The organism is Roseateles sp., from assembly GCF_036404855.1.
Lineage (GTDB): Bacteria > Pseudomonadota > Gammaproteobacteria > Burkholderiales > Burkholderiaceae_C > Pelomonas.
In genome coordinates this window covers 1-15,988 of the sequence record NZ_DASWYS010000243.1, presented here as the reverse complement: position 1 = coordinate 15,988, position 15,988 = coordinate 1, and the positions used below count along the sequence as shown (strand labels likewise).

Annotated in this window: 16 protein-coding genes; 10 read left to right on the top strand and 6 right to left on the bottom strand. The window is 67.5% G+C overall.

The features are described from left to right. Positions 1-19: 19 nt before the first annotated feature. Genes VGF12_RS16155 through VGF12_RS16145 form a run of 3 tightly spaced genes read right to left on the bottom strand, consistent with a single transcriptional unit; the run spans position 20 to position 2,855 of the window. Complete coding sequence (locus tag VGF12_RS16155) at positions 20-844, bottom strand: sulfurtransferase (protein ID WP_331177069.1); 825 nt, start codon at positions 842-844, stop codon at positions 20-22. Further along, a complete protein-coding gene (locus VGF12_RS16150; RefSeq protein WP_331177068.1) occupies positions 841-1,743 on the bottom strand; it encodes a DMT family transporter in 903 nt (300 codons plus the stop codon). Before VGF12_RS16150 ends, VGF12_RS16155 begins: the two co-directional genes overlap by 4 nt. Continuing rightward, positions 1,743-2,855 (bottom strand): aromatic ring-hydroxylating dioxygenase subunit alpha, encoded by a 1,113-nt coding sequence (locus VGF12_RS16145; protein ID WP_331177067.1) that lies wholly within the window; start codon positions 2,853-2,855, stop codon positions 1,743-1,745. Before VGF12_RS16145 ends, VGF12_RS16150 begins: the two co-directional genes overlap by 1 nt. A gap of 236 nt (positions 2,856-3,091) precedes the next feature. Here VGF12_RS16145 and xseB point away from each other — a divergent pair, with 236 nt between their 5' ends. The 3 genes from xseB to dxs are packed head-to-tail and all read left to right on the top strand — an operon-like array spanning position 3,092 to position 6,156. Further along, the gene (xseB, locus tag VGF12_RS16140; RefSeq protein ID WP_331177066.1) at positions 3,092-3,349 is read left to right on the top strand and encodes an exodeoxyribonuclease VII small subunit; all 258 of its coding nucleotides are present in this window, start codon (positions 3,092-3,094) and stop codon (positions 3,347-3,349) included. After that, positions 3,346-4,233: a farnesyl diphosphate synthase gene (locus VGF12_RS16135; protein ID WP_331177065.1), complete on the top strand. Its 888-nt coding sequence runs from the start codon at positions 3,346-3,348 to the stop codon at positions 4,231-4,233. Before xseB ends, VGF12_RS16135 begins: the two co-directional genes overlap by 4 nt. Before the next feature lie 27 nt (positions 4,234-4,260). Then, on the top strand, positions 4,261-6,156 hold the full coding sequence (dxs, locus tag VGF12_RS16130; protein ID WP_331177064.1) for a 1-deoxy-D-xylulose-5-phosphate synthase: 1,896 nt from the start codon (positions 4,261-4,263) through the stop codon (positions 6,154-6,156). On the opposite strand, the gene VGF12_RS16125 is transcribed toward dxs, so the two are convergent. Next, positions 6,104-7,012, bottom strand: a complete 909-nt coding sequence (locus tag VGF12_RS16125; RefSeq protein WP_331177063.1) for a LysR family transcriptional regulator — start codon at positions 7,010-7,012, stop codon at positions 6,104-6,106. The genes dxs and VGF12_RS16125 overlap by 53 nt on opposite strands. A gap of 69 nt (positions 7,013-7,081) precedes the next feature. Between VGF12_RS16125 and lysA the strand changes: the two genes are divergently transcribed. From lysA to VGF12_RS16090, 7 genes are all read left to right on the top strand, one after another. Beyond that, complete coding sequence (lysA, locus tag VGF12_RS16120; protein WP_414710115.1) at positions 7,082-8,317, top strand: diaminopimelate decarboxylase; 1,236 nt, start codon at positions 7,082-7,084, stop codon at positions 8,315-8,317. Between the two features lie 41 nt (positions 8,318-8,358). Continuing rightward, entirely contained in the window at positions 8,359-9,429 is a 1,071-nt protein-coding gene (locus tag VGF12_RS16115; protein WP_331177062.1) for a Gfo/Idh/MocA family oxidoreductase, read from the top strand. Continuing rightward, the gene (locus VGF12_RS16110; RefSeq protein ID WP_331177061.1) at positions 9,429-10,010 is read left to right on the top strand and encodes an acyltransferase; all 582 of its coding nucleotides are present in this window, start codon (positions 9,429-9,431) and stop codon (positions 10,008-10,010) included. Before VGF12_RS16115 ends, VGF12_RS16110 begins: the two co-directional genes overlap by 1 nt. Continuing rightward, positions 10,011-11,108, top strand: coding sequence for a DegT/DnrJ/EryC1/StrS family aminotransferase (locus tag VGF12_RS16105; RefSeq protein ID WP_331177060.1), 1,098 nt, complete (start codon positions 10,011-10,013; stop codon positions 11,106-11,108). A 295-nt stretch (positions 11,109-11,403) separates the two neighbouring features. Continuing rightward, positions 11,404-11,967 carry an alkyl hydroperoxide reductase subunit C gene (ahpC, locus tag VGF12_RS16100; RefSeq protein WP_331177059.1) on the top strand — a complete coding sequence of 188 codons (564 nt, stop codon included), beginning with the start codon at positions 11,404-11,406 and terminating at the stop codon, positions 11,965-11,967. 143 nt (positions 11,968-12,110) lie between these two features. Then, positions 12,111-13,664, top strand: coding sequence for an alkyl hydroperoxide reductase subunit F (gene ahpF, locus VGF12_RS16095; RefSeq protein WP_331177058.1), 1,554 nt, complete (start codon positions 12,111-12,113; stop codon positions 13,662-13,664). Between the two features lie 54 nt (positions 13,665-13,718). Further along, on the top strand, positions 13,719-14,774 hold the full coding sequence (locus VGF12_RS16090) for a hypothetical protein (RefSeq protein ID WP_331177057.1): 1,056 nt from the start codon (positions 13,719-13,721) through the stop codon (positions 14,772-14,774). Between the two features lie 14 nt (positions 14,775-14,788). On the opposite strand, the gene VGF12_RS16085 is transcribed toward VGF12_RS16090, so the two are convergent. Together VGF12_RS16085 and rarD are read right to left on the bottom strand one after the other, a co-directional pair. After that, positions 14,789-15,031 carry a glutaredoxin domain-containing protein gene (locus tag VGF12_RS16085; protein WP_331177056.1) on the bottom strand — a complete coding sequence of 81 codons (243 nt, stop codon included), beginning with the start codon at positions 15,029-15,031 and terminating at the stop codon, positions 14,789-14,791. 19 nt (positions 15,032-15,050) lie between these two features. Then, positions 15,051-15,926, bottom strand: coding sequence for an EamA family transporter RarD (rarD, locus tag VGF12_RS16080; RefSeq protein WP_331177055.1), 876 nt, complete (start codon positions 15,924-15,926; stop codon positions 15,051-15,053). Positions 15,927-15,988: the final 62 nt, after the last annotated feature.

Below are 15,988 nucleotides of genomic sequence, written 5' to 3'. Positions count from 1 at the left end.
TCGGAGATCAAGCCGTTGCTCATCCCTGGGCGATCGGACGGGCCGGGTCGGACGACCACTCGCTCCAGGAGCCCGGGTAGAGCAGGCCGTCGCCCAGGCCGGCATGGGCCATGGCCAGCAGGTTGTGGCAGGCCGTCACGCCCGAACCGCACTGGTGCACGACCGCGGGCGCCGCGTGCGGTGCGAGCAGGGGCTGGAACTCGGCGCGCAGCTGGGCCGCCGACTTGAAGCGGCCGTCAGGCCCGAGGTTGTCCTTGAAGAAGCGGTTGCTCGCTCCGGGGATGTGACCGGCGGCCTTGTCCAGCGGTTCGACCTCGCCGCGGAAGCGCTCGGCTGCGCGGGCGTCAATGAGCCGGACGTTGCCGAGCTTCTTCAGCAGCTCCGCAGCGGTGATCTGGTCGACCAGAGGCTGGCCGGGCTGCCAGTCCGTGGGCGTCGCAGAGGGAATGTCTGTGACTGTTTCGCCATCCCACGTGCCGTCCAGCACGGCGACTTCGGCATGGCCGAGCCAACGGAGCATCCACCACAGGTGGGCGCCATAGGGGCCGCCCTGGCGGTCGTAGGCGACGATCTGGCGGCCAGCGGTCAGCCCCAGGCGGCGCATCAGCGCGGCCAGGTCCGCGCGCTCGGGCAGCGGATGGCGGCCGCGGAAGGCGCCGTCTGTGCCCGTCTTGGCGCCGCAAAGGTCGCGGTCCAGGTGCAGGTAGAAGGCGCCGGGGATGTGGCCGGCCCTGTAGGCTCGTTCGCCGGCCTCGGTGTCGGCAAGGTCGAAGCTGCACTCGATGATCAGCGGGTCGTTCAGGGCGCGCAGCTGGGCGGGAGAGATCAGCGTCGTATAGGTCATGACTCGGCGGGGTTGAACTGGCTGTCCTTGGCCGGAGGGGCGACCTGGCTGCGCAGCAGCGTGGCCGCCACACCGGCTCCGATGATGATCAGCATGCCCAGGCTGGCCTGCCAGGTCAGCGGGTCCTTGAACAGCAGCATGCCGTAGATGAAGGAAAACACGATGCCAAGGTACTGCAGGCACGCGTTCACCAGCGGCCTGCCGATCGAGTAGGCCCGCGTCAGGCAGACCTGGGCGGTGGTGGCCAGCACGCCGACCGCCAGCAGCAGGCCGGCGCCCCACAGCGTGTGGCCGTGGAGGCCGCCCTCGGTGACCGCCGTGATCAATGCACCGGCCAGACAGCCGCCCACCGAGAAATAGAACACCACGCGCAGCTCGGGTTCGCCGGCGCGGCCGAGTGCCGAGACCTGCAGGTAGGCCATCGCGGCGATCATGCCGGACAGCAGCCCGGCCAGGCCGTACCAGAGTTGCTGCTGGTCCAGGGTGGGGCGCAGGATCAGCGCAACACCGACAAAACCCAGCAGCACCGAGGCCATCAGCCGCCAGTCCAGCCGCTGCGCACCCATCAGCACGGCGCCGCCGAGCAGGAACAGGCCCATCCAGACCGAGGACATGTAGTTCAGCGTCATCGCCGTGGCCAGCGGCAGATGGCCGATGGCGTAGAACCACAGGCACAGGGACGTGACGCCCGAGATGCTGCGCCACAGGTGCATGCCCGGCAGGCGCGTCTTGAGGCTGAGGCCCGCGCGATGCGACAACAGGGCCATCATGATCAAGCCAACGAGGCCGCGGTACATGACGATCTCGCTGGCCGCGTAGAACTCGCTGGCCAGCTTGACGCAGACACCCATGGTGGCGAACAGCAGCGTTGCCGCCACCATGAGCGCCGAGGCCGGCATCAGCCGATGTGACCCATCTGTTGGCGGAACCACTCGTGGAAGTGCTGCATGCCATCTTCCATCGGGCTCTGATAGGGGCCGGCCTCGTTGTCGCCGCGCATCATCAAGGCCTTGCGGCCGGCGTCCATGCGCTCAGCGATCTCGTCGTCTTCCACACAGGTTTCCATGTAGGCGGCCTGATGGGCCTCGACGAAGTCGCGCTCGAATGCCGCGATCTCCTCGGGGTAATAGAACTCGACGAGATTGAGCGTCTTCTGCGGCCCCTGGGGATGCAGCGTGGACACCACCAGCACGTGCGGATACCACTCGACCATGATGTGCGGGTAGTAGGTCAGCCAGATTGCGCCGGACTGCGGCGGGCGGCCCTCGCGGTACTTCAGCAACTGGTCGTGCCAACGCTGGTAGACCGGAGAGCCGGGCCGCGTCAGCTCTTGGTGCACGCCCACGGTCTGCACCGAATGGTGCTTGCCGAACTCCCATGCCAGGTCGTCGCAGGTCACGAAGCCGCTCAGGCCGGGATGGAAGGGGCCGACGTGGTAGTCCTCCAGGTAGACCTCGATGAAGGTCTTCCAGTTGTAGTTGCACTCGTGGACCTGGACCTTGTCGAGCACGAAGCCGCCGAAGTCCAGTTGGGCGCGGGGTCCCAGCTGGCTCAGCTCGGCCGCAACGTCATGACCGTTGTCCTCGAACAGCAGGCCGTTCCATTCGCGCAGCTTGTAGCGGTTCAGGTCCAGGCAGGGGTCTTCGCTGAAGTGCGGCGCGCCGATCAGCTTGCCCTGATGTGAATATGTCCAGCGATGCAAGGGGCAGACGATGTTGGCCTGCGTGTTGCCGCGCCCGCGCAACATGACCGCCTGACGGTGTCGGCAGACATTGGAGATCAGCTCGACGCCCTGCGTCGAGCGCACCAGCGCCCGGCCTTCGCCCTCCTGCGGCAGGGCGTAGTGGTCCCCGATTTCGGGGACCGACAAAGCATGGCCGACGTAGCGGGGCCCTCGCTGAAAGATGCTGGTCTGTTCGCGCTGGAACAGATCGGTATCGAAATAGGCGCTCACCGGGAGCTGGGTCTGGCTGCGTTGTAGCGCCGAGACGGGAAGGCTCAGGTCGGACATGATCCAGGCGGGTCTTTCAGGCGAGAGTAGGGGTGCTGCGTCCCTCCGGCGCTTCTCGGTGATGCCGAGTCGGCCAGGTTGCTAGGTGTGGAAAGGGAGCCCGGGGCTGCATGCGCGCGCGCTCGGGCAAGAGGTGCGGGATTCTACGCATGCCTGCACCGTGCTGCCGATGGTTACCTCTGCGTCCTCCTGCCCGGGGAAGCCCGCTGACTACAATTGCCGTTTCGCGTTTTGAAATGACAAAGACTCCCTCCCGCACCAAGACAGCCGCTGCCGACGGCGATGACCTCAGCTACGAGCAGGCGCTCGACGAGCTGGAGCGTCTGGTGGCGGCGATGGAGGGGCAGCAGTTGCCGCTGGACCAGCTCCTGCACAGCTACAAGCGCGGCGCGGAGCTGCTGGCACTGTGCCGGGGGCGGCTGCAGGCGGTGGAGCAGCAGGTCAAGCTGCTGGACGGCGCCGAACTGAAGGCCTGGGAGGGCCCGGAATCTTGAATGCACAAGACTTTGAACGCTGGACGCAGGCGTCGCTGAATGCCTTCGAGGCGTCGCTGAACGACCTTGTGCCGGCGGGTGCGCCCGCCGGGCTGGGTGAGGCGATGCGCTATGCCGTGCTGGGCGGCGGCAAACGACTGCGCCCGCTGCTGGTGCTGGCGAGCTGCGCGGCCGTCGGCGGCGACAGCTTCGCGGCCATGCGTGCGGCCTGTGCCGTCGAGCTCATCCATGCCTATTCGCTGGTGCATGACGACATGCCCTGCATGGATGACGACGTCATGCGTCGCGGCAAGCCGACGACCCATGTCGCCTTCGGCGAGGCCCAGGCCATGCTGGCCGGCGACGCGATGCAGGCCCTCGCCTTCGAGGTGCTGACACCGGATACCGGCATCGCCCCCGCGCTGCAGGCGCGGCTGTGCTCGCTGCTGGCGCGTTCGGCGGGTCACGACGGCATGGCCGGCGGCCAGGCCATCGACCTGGCCAGCATCGGCAAGCAATTGGACGAATGCACCCTGCGCGACATGCACCGCCGCAAGACCGGCGTGCTCCTGCAGGCCAGCGTCATGATGGGTGCGGCCTGCGGGCCGGCGTCGACCCAGGCGACCGAGGCCCTGTCGGTCTATGGCTCGGCCCTGGGGCTGGCCTTCCAGGTCGTCGACGACATCCTAGACGTGACCCAGGACTCCGAAGTGCTGGGCAAGACGGCCGGCAAGGACCAGGACGCCAACAAGCCGACCTACGTCAGCGTGCTGGGCCTGCAGTCCGCGCGGGCCCTGGCCCAGGCGTTGCGGGCCGAGGCGAAGGCGGCGCTGGCCGCCAGCGGCCTGGCCGACGTGAGCCATCTGAGCCTGCTGGCCGACTCGGTCGTCGAGCGGGACAACTGAGATCCACCCAGAACCCAGGCCTTAGCCATGGACTACACCCTGCTGAACAGCATTGCCAGCCCGGCCGACCTGCGTCGCCTGCCGCGCACCGAACTGAGGAAGGTCGCCGACGAGGTGCGCGCCTATGTGCTGGAGAGCGTCTCCAAGACAGGCGGCCATCTCGGCTCCAACCTCGGCACGGTCGAGCTGACGGTCGCGTTGCACTATGTGTTCAACACGCCGGAAGACCGGCTCGTGTGGGACGTGGGTCACCAGACCTACCCGCACAAGGTGCTGACCGGCCGTCGCGAACGCATGGGCAGCCTGCGCCAGCTCGGCGGCATCAGCGGCTTCCCGCGCCGCGACGAGAGCGAGTACGACACCTTCGGCACGGGCCACTCGTCCACCAGCATCTCCGCCGCTCACGGCATGGCCATGGCGGCCAAGCTCAAGGGCGAGAACCGCAAGGCCGTGGCCATCATCGGCGACGGTTCGATGACGGCCGGCATGGCCTTCGAGGCGCTGAACAACGCCGGCGTGGCCCACGGGGGCCTGCTGGGCGACGTGCTGGTCATCCTGAACGACAACGACATGTCCATCAGCCCGCCGGTCGGCGCGCTGAACAAGTACCTGGCGCGGCTGATGAGCGGCAGCTTCTACGCCGCCGCGCGCGAAGGCGCCAAGAGCGTGCTGAAGAACACGCCGCTCTACGAGTTCGCGCGCAAGTTCGAGGAGCACACCAAGGGCATGGTCGTGCCGGGCACGATCTTCGAGGAGTTCGGCTTCAACTATGTCGGCCCCATCGATGGCCATGACCTGGAGTCGCTGATCCCGACGCTGGAGAACCTGCGCGACAAGAAGGGCCCGCAGTTCCTGCACATCGTCACCAAGAAGGGGGCAGGCTACAAGCTGGCCGAGGCTGATCCGGTGAAGTACCACGCAGCCTCCGGCAAGTTCGACCCCGCCGTGGGATTCGTCAAGCCTGCCACGCCGCCCAAGACGACCTTCACCCAGGTCTTCGGCGACTGGCTGTGCGACATGGCGGAGGCCGATTCGCGCCTCGTGGGCATCACGCCCGCGATGCGCGAGGGCTCGGGCATGGTGGAGTTCCACAAGCGCTTTCCGCAGCGTTACCACGACGTGGGCATCGCCGAGCAGCATTCGGTCACCTTCGCCGCCGGCCTGGCCTGCGAGGGCATGAAGCCGGTCGTCGCGATCTACTCGACCTTCCTGCAGCGCGCCTACGATCAGATGATCCACGACGTGGCCATCCAGAACCTGCCGGTGCTGTTTGCTCTGGACCGTGCCGGCATCGTCGGTGCCGACGGCGCGACGCACGCCGGCAACTACGACATCGCCTACACCCGCTGCATTCCCAACATGGCCGTGCTGACGCCGGCCGACGAGGATGAGTGCCGCCAGGCGCTGTACACCGGCTTCATGCACAACGGCCCGGCGACGGTCCGCTATCCGCGTGGCGCGGGTGTGGGCGTCGTGCCGGTCAAGGCGATGGCGGCGCTGGCCTGGGGCAAGGGCGAGCTGCGCCGCAAGGGGCAGCGCATTGCCGTGCTGGCCTTCGGCACGCTGCTCTATCCGGCGCTGGAAGCGGCCGAGCGGCTGGATGCGACGGTCGCCAACATGCGCTTCGTGAAGCCACTGGACGTGGACCTCGTCACCGAGTTGGCGCGCACGCACGACGCCATCGTCACCGTCGAGGACGGTTGCGTCATGGGGGGGGCTGGCAGCGCCGTCACCGAGGCGCTGAACGCCGCCGGCATCGCCATCCCCGTGCTGCAGCTCGGCCTGCCCGACGAGTTCGTCGAGCATGGCGACCCGGCCAAGCTGATGAGCCTGTGCGGTCTGGACGCAGCGGGCATCGAGGCCAGCATCGTCAAGCGTTTCGGCGCGAAGCCGACGGTGGTGCGTTCGACCGCAGCGCGTTGAGCAGGGCCTCGACCAGCGGCTGCGCGGGTCGATGCAGGGGAAGCATTGCACTGACCCGGTAGGGGATCGACACGGCCAGAGGTCGCACGACCAGACCCGAGCTGGCGCAGGCCGCTGCGGTGAGCGGGTTGACAATGGCCACGCCCAGTCCAGCGCGGACCAGTTCGCAGACGGCGACCGCGCTGTGCGTCTGCACGCGCTGCCGCCGCGCGACGCCGGCAGCGCTGAAGCGCGCATCGATCTCGTGCCGGTAGGGATCGTCCGCGGCCAGGCTGATGAAGTCCAGGTCCTCGAAATCCTGCAGCGCCAGCCGCCTCGAGGAAGCCAGCGCATGGCCGGCCGGTAGCACGGCGACCTCATCGGCTTCCAGCACCGGCTCGATGCGCACACCCGGCAGCGGGGTCGCCTGCTCCGCGAGACCCAGGTCGAAGCGCTGCTCGCTGATCCAAGCATCGAGCAGGGGGGGCTCGGCCGGCGTGATGTCCACGCGCGCGCCGGGATACCTGTCCAGCAGCGCGGCCAGCGCCCCCGGCAGCAGCGCGTGGCTGAGCGCCGGCAAGCTCAGCACGGTCAGTTCGGCGCCTTCGTCGCGTCCCAGCGCCTCGGCCCGTTCGACGACGCGGGCCAGCCCCTGGAAGCTGCGCTCCACCTCGTCGAACAGCGCCCGGGCCCGCGCCGTGGCTTTCAGGCGGCCGCGCTCGCGTTCGAAGAGGGCGTAGCCCAGCAACTGCTCCAGCCTCGCCAAGTCGCGGGACAGCGTGGGTTGCGAGGTATGCAGCAGCGCGGCCGCGCCGGTGACGCTGCCGGCGGTCATGACGGCACGGAAGACCTCGATGTGGCGGTGTTGGATTTCCATATCAGATATGAATTGTCGCTGCACAAATTTCAATTTGATTGAATGGATGAGGCCATGCATCCTGCGAGCATGACCAAGCCCCTGCCCAACGCCCTGACTCCCGCCCGCCTGCAGCGTCTCGCCGCCGAGCACGGCACGCCGCTGTGGGTCTACGACGCTGCCACCATCCGCGAGCGCGTCGCCTCGTTGAAACGCTTCGACGTCGTGCGCTTCGCGCAGAAGGCCTGCTCCAACATCCACATCCTGCGGCTGCTGCGCACCGAGGGTGTCAAGGTCGACGCCGTGTCCCGCGGCGAAATCCTGCGCGCACTGGCCGCCGGCTATGTCGCGGGCGGCGACGAGATCGTCTTCACGGCCGACCTGCTGGATCACGCCACGTTGGCCACCGTTGTCGAGCACCGCATCCCTGTCAACGCCGGTTCCATCGACATGCTGGAGCAACTCGGCGCCGCCTCGCCGGGCCATCCGGTGTGGCTGCGGATCAATCCCGGCTTCGGCCACGGCCACAGCCACAAGACCAACACCGGCGGCGAGCACAGCAAGCACGGCATCTGGCACGCTGACCTGGGCGCGGCGCTCGCTGCCATCCGCCGCCATGGGCTGCACCTGGAAGGCCTGCACATGCACATTGGCTCCGGCGTGGACTATGGCCACCTCGCGCAGGTGGGCCAGGCCATGGTGGGGCTGGTGCGCGAGACGGTCGCTGCGGGTCATGACCTGCGCGCGATCTCGGCCGGTGGCGGCCTGTCCATTCCCTATCGCGACGGCGATGCGCGCATCGACGTGGAGCACTACTTCGGCCTCTGGGATGCTGCACGCAACGAGGCGCAGGCCCTGGCGGGTCATGCCCTGACGCTGGAGCTGGAGCCCGGCCGCTACCTCGTCGCGGAGAGCGCCGTGCTGCTGGCCGAGGTGCGGGCGGTGAAGCATGCCGGCGCCAACCGCTTCGTGCTTGTGGATGCCGGCTTCAACGAACTGATGCGCCCGGCCATGTACGGCGCCTTCCACGCGATGACCTTGATCGGCGCCGGCGGCCCGGTGCAGCCCACCGTCGTGGCCGGCCCACTGTGCGAGTCCGGTGACGTGTTTACCCAGGGCGCCGGCGGCGAGGTCCTGACGCGTGAGCTGCCGCCCGCCGCGGTGGGCGACCTGCTGGTCATCCACGATGCCGGTGCCTACGGCGCATCCATGTCCAGCAACTACAACAGCCGACCGCTGGCGGGCGAGGTGCTGGTGGACGGCGATGCAAGCCGTCTGATCCGCCGCCGCCAGACGATCGAAGAGTTGCTGGCGCTGGAGGCCTGAGCTCGCGGGACAATGCGGGCCTTCCGTCGCCCGCCTTGCTCATGTCGTCCAACCGTTCCCCCGTCACCGGCCGTCAGGTCCGCTTCGCGCTGATCGGCTGTGGCCGCATCGCGCAGAACCACATCCAGGCCGTCGAGCGCCACTCCGAACGGGCCACGCTGGTGGCGGTGTGCGACACCGACCCGGCCGCGCTGGCCGACGCGGTCGCCAAGACGGGAGCGCGAGGCTTCGCGTCGCTGACCGAACTGCTGGCGGCTCAGCCCGAGCTGCGGGTCGACTGCGTGGTGCTGACGACGCCCAGCGGCCTGCATCCGCGCCAGGCCATCGAAGCCGCCGCGGCCGGCGTGCATGTCATGACCGAGAAGCCCATGGCCACGCGCTGGCAGGACGGCCTCGCCATGGTCAAAGCCTGCGACGACGCCGGTGTGCGCCTCTTCGTCGTCAAGCAAAACCGCCGCAACCCCACGTTGCAACTGCTCAAGCGCGCGGTCGCCGAGGGCCGCTTCGGCCGGCTCTACAACGTTGCCGTCAACGTGTTCTGGACCCGGCCGCAGAGCTACTACGACAGCGCGGACTGGCGCGGGACCTGGGAGTTCGACGGCGGCGCGTTCATGAACCAGGCCAGCCATTACATCGACCTGTTGGACTGGATCGTCGGCCCGGTCGAGAGCGTGATGGCCTATACCGGCACGCTGGCGCGCAACATCGAGGTCGAGGACAGCGGCGCGGCAGCGCTGAAATGGCGCAACGGCGCCATGGGCACGGTCAATGTCAGCATGCTGACCTATCCCAAGAACCTTGAAGGCTCCATCACGCTGCTGGGCGAGAAGGGTTCAGTGCGAGTGGGTGGCCTGGCCGTCAACGAGATTCAGCACTGGGAGTTCGACGCACCCCACGAGATGGACGCTCTGATCCGGGATGCCAGCTATCAGACCACGTCCGTCTACGGCTTCGGCCACCCGCTGTACTACGACAACGTGATCCAGACGCTGCGCGGCGAGGCCCAACCCGAAACCGACGGTCGCGAGGGCCTGAAGTCGCTGGAACTGTTGATCGCGATGTACATGAGCGCCCGCGACGGTCGCCGCGTCAACCTGCCGCTGAGCTATTGATGAGCACCACCATCCATCCCAGCGCCATCGTCGACGAGGGCGCCCAACTGGGCGACGGCTGCCGAGTCTGGCATTTCGTGCACATCAGCGCTGGCGCGCGCATCGGTGAGCGCTGCTCCTTCGGCCAGAACGTCTACGTGGGCAACGACGTCACCATCGGTCACAACGTCAAGATCCAGAACAACGTGTCGGTCTATGACGCCGTGACGCTGGAGGACGACGTCTTCTGCGGCCCCAGCATGGTGTTCACCAACGTCTACAACCCGCGCTCGGCCGTCGCACGCAAGGACGAGTACCGCCGCACGTGGGTGAAGCAGGGCGCCACGCTGGGCGCCAACTCCACCATCGTCTGCGGCACCACCATCGGCCGCCACGCGTTTGTCGGCGCCGGCGCCGTCATCAACCGCGATGTGCCCGACTTCGCGTTGATGGTGGGCGTGCCGGCCCGCCAGATCGGCTGGATGAGCCGCTTCGGGGAGAAGCTGGACTTGCCCGTCGCGAGTGCGCAGCCCGTCGAGACCGTCTGCCCCCACACTGGGGATCGCTACCGCCTCCTCGGCAACCAACTCGAGCTGATCTGAATGGATTTCATCGACCTCAAGAGCCAGTACGCGGCGCTGCGCGACAACATCAATGCTCGCATCCAGGCCGTACTGGACCATGGCCAGTACATCCTTGGCCCAGAGGTCAAGGAGATGGAGGTCGCGCTCACCGCCTACACCGGTGCCAGGCACTGCATCAGCGTGGCCAGTGGCACCGAGGCCCTGCTGATCTGCCTGATGGCGCTGGACCTGCAGCCCGGTGACGAAGTCATCACCAGCCCCTTCACCTTCGCGGCGACGGCCGAGATGATCGTGCTGGCTGGCGGCGTGCCGGTCTTCGTCGACATCGAGCCGGACACCGCCAACATCGATGCGACGCTGATCGAGGCGGTCATCACGGCCCGGACCAAGGCCATCATGCCGGTCAGTCTCTACGGCCAGGTGGCGGACATGGACGCCATCAACGCCGTCGCCAACCGGCATGGCCTGGCTGTCATCGAGGACGCCGCACAGAGCTTTGGTGCGACGTACAAGGGCCGCAAGAGCTGCAACCTCTCCACCTTCGGCTGCACCAGCTTCTTCCCGAGCAAGCCGCTGGGCTGCTATGGCGATGGCGGCGCCATCTTCACGAACGACGATGGGCTGGCGCAGGCCTGCCGTGAGATCCGCACCCACGGCCAGAGCCAGCGCTATCTTCACACCCGGCTGGGCGTGGGCGGGCGCATGGACACGCTGCAATGTGCCGTCGTGCTGGGCAAGCTGGACCGCTTCGAGTGGGAGGTGCGGCGCCGTCTGGAGCTGGGCGAGGCCTATGGGCGCAAGCTGCAGGCCGCTGTCCCAAACCTGCAACTGCTGGCCGTGCGCGACGACCGCGATTGCGTTTGGGCCCAGTACACCGTCTTCGTCGACGACCGTGAAGCCTTGCAGGCCAAGCTCAAGGCCGTGGGCATTCCAACGGCCGTGCACTACCCGCGTCCGCTGCACCACCAGCCGGCCTATGCCAAGTACGGCCGGCCCGAGGACTGCCCCCAAAGCATCGCCGCCGCACGGCGCGTGCTGAGCCTGCCGATGAGTGCGGACCTGAGCGACGAGCAGATGGATCGCGTGGTGTCCGGCCTGGCGTCGGCCCGGGATTGAGCCGGGCGGTCGCCCAGGCAGGCGGCCAGGCACATCGGGCAACACTCGTATCACCGCTCCCGCCACGAATCGTCATGGCGATGGCTTAGGCTGCCACTCGCAGGCCCTGCGCGGCGGCGGACCGCCGCGGGCAGTCGTGCCGGCCGGGCAGGCGCCTCCCTTGCCGAGAGCCTTGGCAACCGTCGATAGCCTGGCTCAATATCGCTCATTTGATTAATGTTTTCAACCGAAAACGCTAATCCGATATAGTTATGCCTATCCCATCAACCCCAGCCCCCACTGGAGCTTTTTCGAAATGTCCCTGATCAACACCCAAGTCCAGCCCTTCAAGACCGAAGCCTTCCACAACGGCAAGTTCATCACCGTCACCGACGAATCCCTGAAGGGCAAGTGGTCCGTGCTGATCTTCATGCCGGCCGCCTTCACCTTCAACTGCCCGACCGAAGTCGAGGACGCGGCCGACAGCTACGCCGAATTCCAGAAGATGGGTGCCGAGGTCTACATCGTCACGACCGACACGCACTTCTCGCACAAGGTGTGGCACGAAACCTCGCCGGCCGTCGGCAAGGCAAAGTTCCCGCTGGTCGGCGATCCGACGCACACGCTGACCAACGCCTTCGGCGTGCACATCCCCGAAGAGGGCCTGGCTCTGCGCGGCACCTTCGTGATCAACCCCGAAGGCGTCATCAAGACGGCCGAGATCCACTCCAATGAAATCGCCCGCGACGTGTCGGAAACGCTGCGCAAGCTGAAGGCCGCCCAGTACACCGCCGCCAACCCCGGCCAGGTCTGCCCGGCCAAGTGGAAGGAAGGCGCCAAGACCATCGCTCCGTCGCTGGACCTGGTCGGCAAGATCTAAGTTCGTTTCATGACGAGAACCAGGAGCCCGGGAGGGCTCCTGCCTTCCGCAGAGCCTCACAGGTTCTGCTGAAAGGGCCTCCGGCAGCGGGGACCCTTTCAGCAGTGGCCCGCCTCGCCACGCCTCACTGAAAGGAAGTCACCATGTTGGACGCCGCACTCAAGACCCAGCTCCAGGGGTACCTGGACCACGTCAAGCTCCCCTTCGAGATCGTCGCCTCGCTGGACAACTCCGCGTCCAGCGACGAGATGCGTGAACTGCTGGAAGAGATCGCCGGCATGTGCGACAAGATCTCGCTGCGCACCGATGGCGTCGACACCCGCACGCCGTCCTTCCTGCTGCGCCGCACGGGTACCGAGCAGTCCCTGCGTTTTGCTGCCATCCCGCTGGGCCACGAGTTCACGTCGCTGGTGCTGGCGCTGCTGTGGACGGGCGGCCATCCGCCCAAGGTCGAGCAGTCGCAGATCGATGCCGTGAAGGCGCTCGACGGCGACTTCGACTTCGAGATCTACATGAGCCTGACCTGCCACAACTGCCCGGACGTGGTGCAGGCGCTGTCGCTGATGTCCATCGTCAACCCGCGCATCCGCACCACCGTCATCGATGGCGGCCTGTTCCAGGCTGAGGTCGAGGCGCGCGAGATCATGGCCGTGCCAGCCGTATGGCTGAACGGCCAGCCCTTCGCCTCGGGACGCATGTCGCTCGAGGAGATCGTCGCCAAGCTCGATACGGGCGCTGCGGCACGTGACGCCAAGAAGCTGGACGCCGAGCAACCGTACGACATGCTCATCATCGGCGGTGGCCCCGCCGGTGCCGCAGCGGCCGTGTACGCGGCACGCAAGGGCATCCGCACGGGCGTCGCGGCCGAGCGCTTCGGCGGCCAGGTCAACGACACGCTGGGCATCGAGAACTACATCTCGGTCTCCGTGACTGACGGCCCCAAGTTCGCCGCGGCGCTGGAAGGCCATGTCAAGGACTACCAGGTCGACATCCACAACCTGCAGCGCGCCGAGAAGCTGACGCCGGCTGCCCAGCCTGGCGGCCTCGTCGAGGTGGAACTGGCCAATGGCGCCAAGCTCAGGGGCAAGACCGTCATCCTGTCCACCGGCGCGCGCTGGCGCAACGTGGGCGTTCCTGGCGAAGCCGAGTACAAGAACAAGGGCGTGGCCTACTGCCCGCACTGCGACGGCCCGCTGTTCAAGGGCAAGCCGGTGGCGGTCATCGGCGGCGGCAACTCCGGCGTCGAGGCGGCCATCGACCTGGCCGGCATCGTTCGCCATGTGACGCTGATCGAGTTTGGCGCCGAGCTGCGTGCTGACGCGGTGCTGGTCAACAAGGCGCGCAGCCTGCCCAACGTGACCATCATCACCAATGCGCAGACGACCGAGTTCACCGGCGCCGGCGGCAAGCTCAACGGCCTGAACTACACGGATCGCGTGACGGGCGAAGCCAAGCGCGTGGAGGTGGACGGCTGCTTCGTGCAGATCGGCCTGGTGCCCAACACCGAGTGGCTGCGCGGCACCGTGGAGCTCAGCAAGCATGGCGAGATCATCGTGGACGCCAAGGGTGCCACGTCGGTGCCTGGCGTGTTCGCGGCAGGGGATGTGACGACCGTGCCCTTCAAGCAGATCATCATCGCGGCCGGCGATGGCGCGAAGGCGGCTCTCGGTGCCTTCGACTACCTGATGCGCAGCTGACGCCTGCTCCTACACTGCCTCCCAGCGCCCGCGAGTGGCGCATAGGGAGAGGCAATGAAGGAAGGATTGCTGATCGCCCAGCTGGTGCTTTTCGCGGCCACGCTGGGGATGTTGGCTTGGGTGGCGCTGCACCAGCGGCGCACGAAGAAGCATCAGGACGCGTTGCTGAGCGAACTGCAGGCCAGCTTGGGACAGCAGCGCTGGTTTCGCATCAACCTGGCCCGCCCGGCCTTCTTTGACCGGCGCCTGCGGGTGCTGGCCTTCGAGGCCAAGGGCCTCCTGATCGACGAGGGTGACCGCCTGCGCATCCTGGCGGCACGGCCGGATGGCGAGCGCCTGGAGCGCACGGTGCCCAAGCAGCCGGCGTCGATCCGCTGGCAGGGCAATGCCGGTCTGCGATCCGCCAATCTGCATTGGCTGGAGATCGGCACGGGCGCCGAGGCCGTCATGATCAGCGCCGACACGGGCATGAACGCACTGGCCTCGCGTGAGGCCACGGCGGACATGTTGCGCGCGCTGCTGCCGCAGCAGCCACTCGACGCCGCCGCACTGGCGGACTTCGCCCTTGACAAGCACCCGGCGACTCGCCTGGCCATGGCGACCTTGCTTGTGCTGCTGCTGGCGCTGGTGGGCGATATCGCCGTCAGCGAGCACCAGGCGTTGGCGGCGGCATGGCCGCTGGGCCTGCTTGGTTTCGGTGTGGGTCTGGCTGCCTTGCTGCTCTATCCCGTGTTCATCAGGCGCAAGGTGCCGGGCCGGGAGTCTCTGATCCTGACGGTGCTGCTGGGCGCCGTCCTGGGCGGGGTGGCGCCTCGTGCGGCGTTGCGACTGGACCAGTGGTTGTCCGGCGGACCGGTCCCCACGTCTTACCGGCTGGTGCAGGGCGCGACGCTGAAGCCCGTGGAGCCGGGGCCACCCGACGTGAGGCTGAACAACGTGCGCGAATACTGGGCCCAGTTCGACGTCGGCTCCACGCACCAACTCGACATCGTGCATGGTCCGCTGGGCCTGTGGCAGCTGGACCGCAGCCGCCTCAATGGGATCACGCGGGACTGGTATCTCCGCGAGGACCGTCCTGCGGACCGCGGCGCATCGGCGCCATCCCGCTAGAGGCCGGCGGCGCGTTACAGCTTCATCTGCGCGAACGCCGCCTGGAGGCCGGCCACGCCGCCGACTCGCTGATCGTTGATGAAGACCTGGGGCATCTGGCGCACCGACGGGCCGCACTTCTCGTAGAAGGCCAGGCGCTGGGCCTCGTCGTCGATCTTGATCTCTTCGAACCCCAGGCCCTTGGCCTTGAGCAGGCTCTTGACGGTATCGCACTGCGGGCAGGCGGACTTGGAATAGACGACGATGTTGAGCTGCATGGGGGGAGTTTAGAAGGGCTCAGAGCGGCCTGACGGTCAGCGCGCGACGGGCCTGCCACAGGCCCTCTGCACTGTAGACCGCCAGCGCGCCCCAGATGAAGCCGAAGGCGACGAGACGGCTGGCGTCCATGGGCTCCTTGAACAGGAACACGCCCAGCAGGAACTGCAGCGTGGGCGACGCGTATTGCACGATGCCCAGCGTGGCCAGCGGGATGCGCCGAGCGCCGGCTGCGAACAGCAGCAGGCTGCCGGCCGTGACCGGCCCGGTGCCGATCAGCCAAGCCCAATCCACCGCCGTCTGCCCGGCCATGCTGCCGTCCTGCGACCACCAGAGCATCCCGCCGGCGGCCAGCGGCGCGAGGATCAACGTCTCCAGGGTCAGTCCCTCGATGGCGCCCAGCGCCGCGGTCTTGCGCATCAGCCCGTACAGGCCGAAGCTCACCGCCAGCACCAGGGCCACCCAGGGCAGGCGGCCGGCCGCCACCGTCAGCCAGACGACGCCGAAGGCCGCCAGCCCGACGGCGACCCACTGGACGGGCCGCGGGCGCTCATGCAGCACCGCAAAGCCCAGCGCCACGTTGACCAGCGGATTGATGAAGTAGCCCAGGCTCGCATCCAGCACATGGCCGTGGCCCACCGCCCAGACATAGGTCAGCCAGTTGACGGCGATCAGCGTGGCAGACACCCCGAAACGCCGCCACGTCGCCGCGCTCACCTCGCGCAGCCATTTCAGATGACCCGTCGCCAGCAGCACGATGGCGACGAAGGCCAGCGACCACAGCGTACGGTGGGCCACGATCTGCAGCGCCGGGACGCTGGCGATCTGGCGGAAGTAAAGCGGGAACAGCCCCCAGCTCAGATAGGCGCCGAGAGCGAAGAGGATGCCGGAGTTCATGGCCTGCATTGTCGTTAAGGGTTACTCCGGGTGCTGTCGTAGGGGCGTCCACGTCGAATGTC

Excerpts from the sequence above, each read along its gene's own strand:
- VGF12_RS16155 (WP_331177069.1), bottom strand. The coding sequence starts at position 844 with ATGACCTATACGACGCTGATCTCTCCCGCCCAGCTGCGCGCCCTGAAC.
- VGF12_RS16150 (WP_331177068.1), bottom strand. The coding sequence starts at position 1,743 with ATGCCGGCCTCGGCGCTCATGGTGGCGGCAACGCTGCTGTTCGCCACC.
- VGF12_RS16145 (WP_331177067.1), bottom strand. The coding sequence starts at position 2,855 with ATGTCCGACCTGAGCCTTCCCGTCTCGGCGCTACAACGCAGCCAGACC.
- xseB (WP_331177066.1), top strand. The coding sequence starts at position 3,092 with ATGACAAAGACTCCCTCCCGCACCAAGACAGCCGCTGCCGACGGCGAT.
- dxs (WP_331177064.1), top strand. The coding sequence starts at position 4,261 with ATGGACTACACCCTGCTGAACAGCATTGCCAGCCCGGCCGACCTGCGT.
- VGF12_RS16125 (WP_331177063.1), bottom strand. The coding sequence starts at position 7,012 with ATGGAAATCCAACACCGCCACATCGAGGTCTTCCGTGCCGTCATGACC.
- lysA (WP_414710115.1), top strand. The coding sequence starts at position 7,082 with ATGACCAAGCCCCTGCCCAACGCCCTGACTCCCGCCCGCCTGCAGCGT.
- VGF12_RS16115 (WP_331177062.1), top strand. The coding sequence starts at position 8,359 with ATGTCGTCCAACCGTTCCCCCGTCACCGGCCGTCAGGTCCGCTTCGCG.
- VGF12_RS16110 (WP_331177061.1), top strand. The coding sequence starts at position 9,429 with ATGAGCACCACCATCCATCCCAGCGCCATCGTCGACGAGGGCGCCCAA.
- VGF12_RS16105 (WP_331177060.1), top strand. The coding sequence starts at position 10,011 with ATGGATTTCATCGACCTCAAGAGCCAGTACGCGGCGCTGCGCGACAAC.
- ahpC (WP_331177059.1), top strand. The coding sequence starts at position 11,404 with ATGTCCCTGATCAACACCCAAGTCCAGCCCTTCAAGACCGAAGCCTTC.
- ahpF (WP_331177058.1), top strand. The coding sequence starts at position 12,111 with ATGTTGGACGCCGCACTCAAGACCCAGCTCCAGGGGTACCTGGACCAC.
- VGF12_RS16090 (WP_331177057.1), top strand. The coding sequence starts at position 13,719 with ATGAAGGAAGGATTGCTGATCGCCCAGCTGGTGCTTTTCGCGGCCACG.
- VGF12_RS16085 (WP_331177056.1), bottom strand. The coding sequence starts at position 15,031 with ATGCAGCTCAACATCGTCGTCTATTCCAAGTCCGCCTGCCCGCAGTGC.
- rarD (WP_331177055.1), bottom strand. The coding sequence starts at position 15,926 with ATGAACTCCGGCATCCTCTTCGCTCTCGGCGCCTATCTGAGCTGGGGG.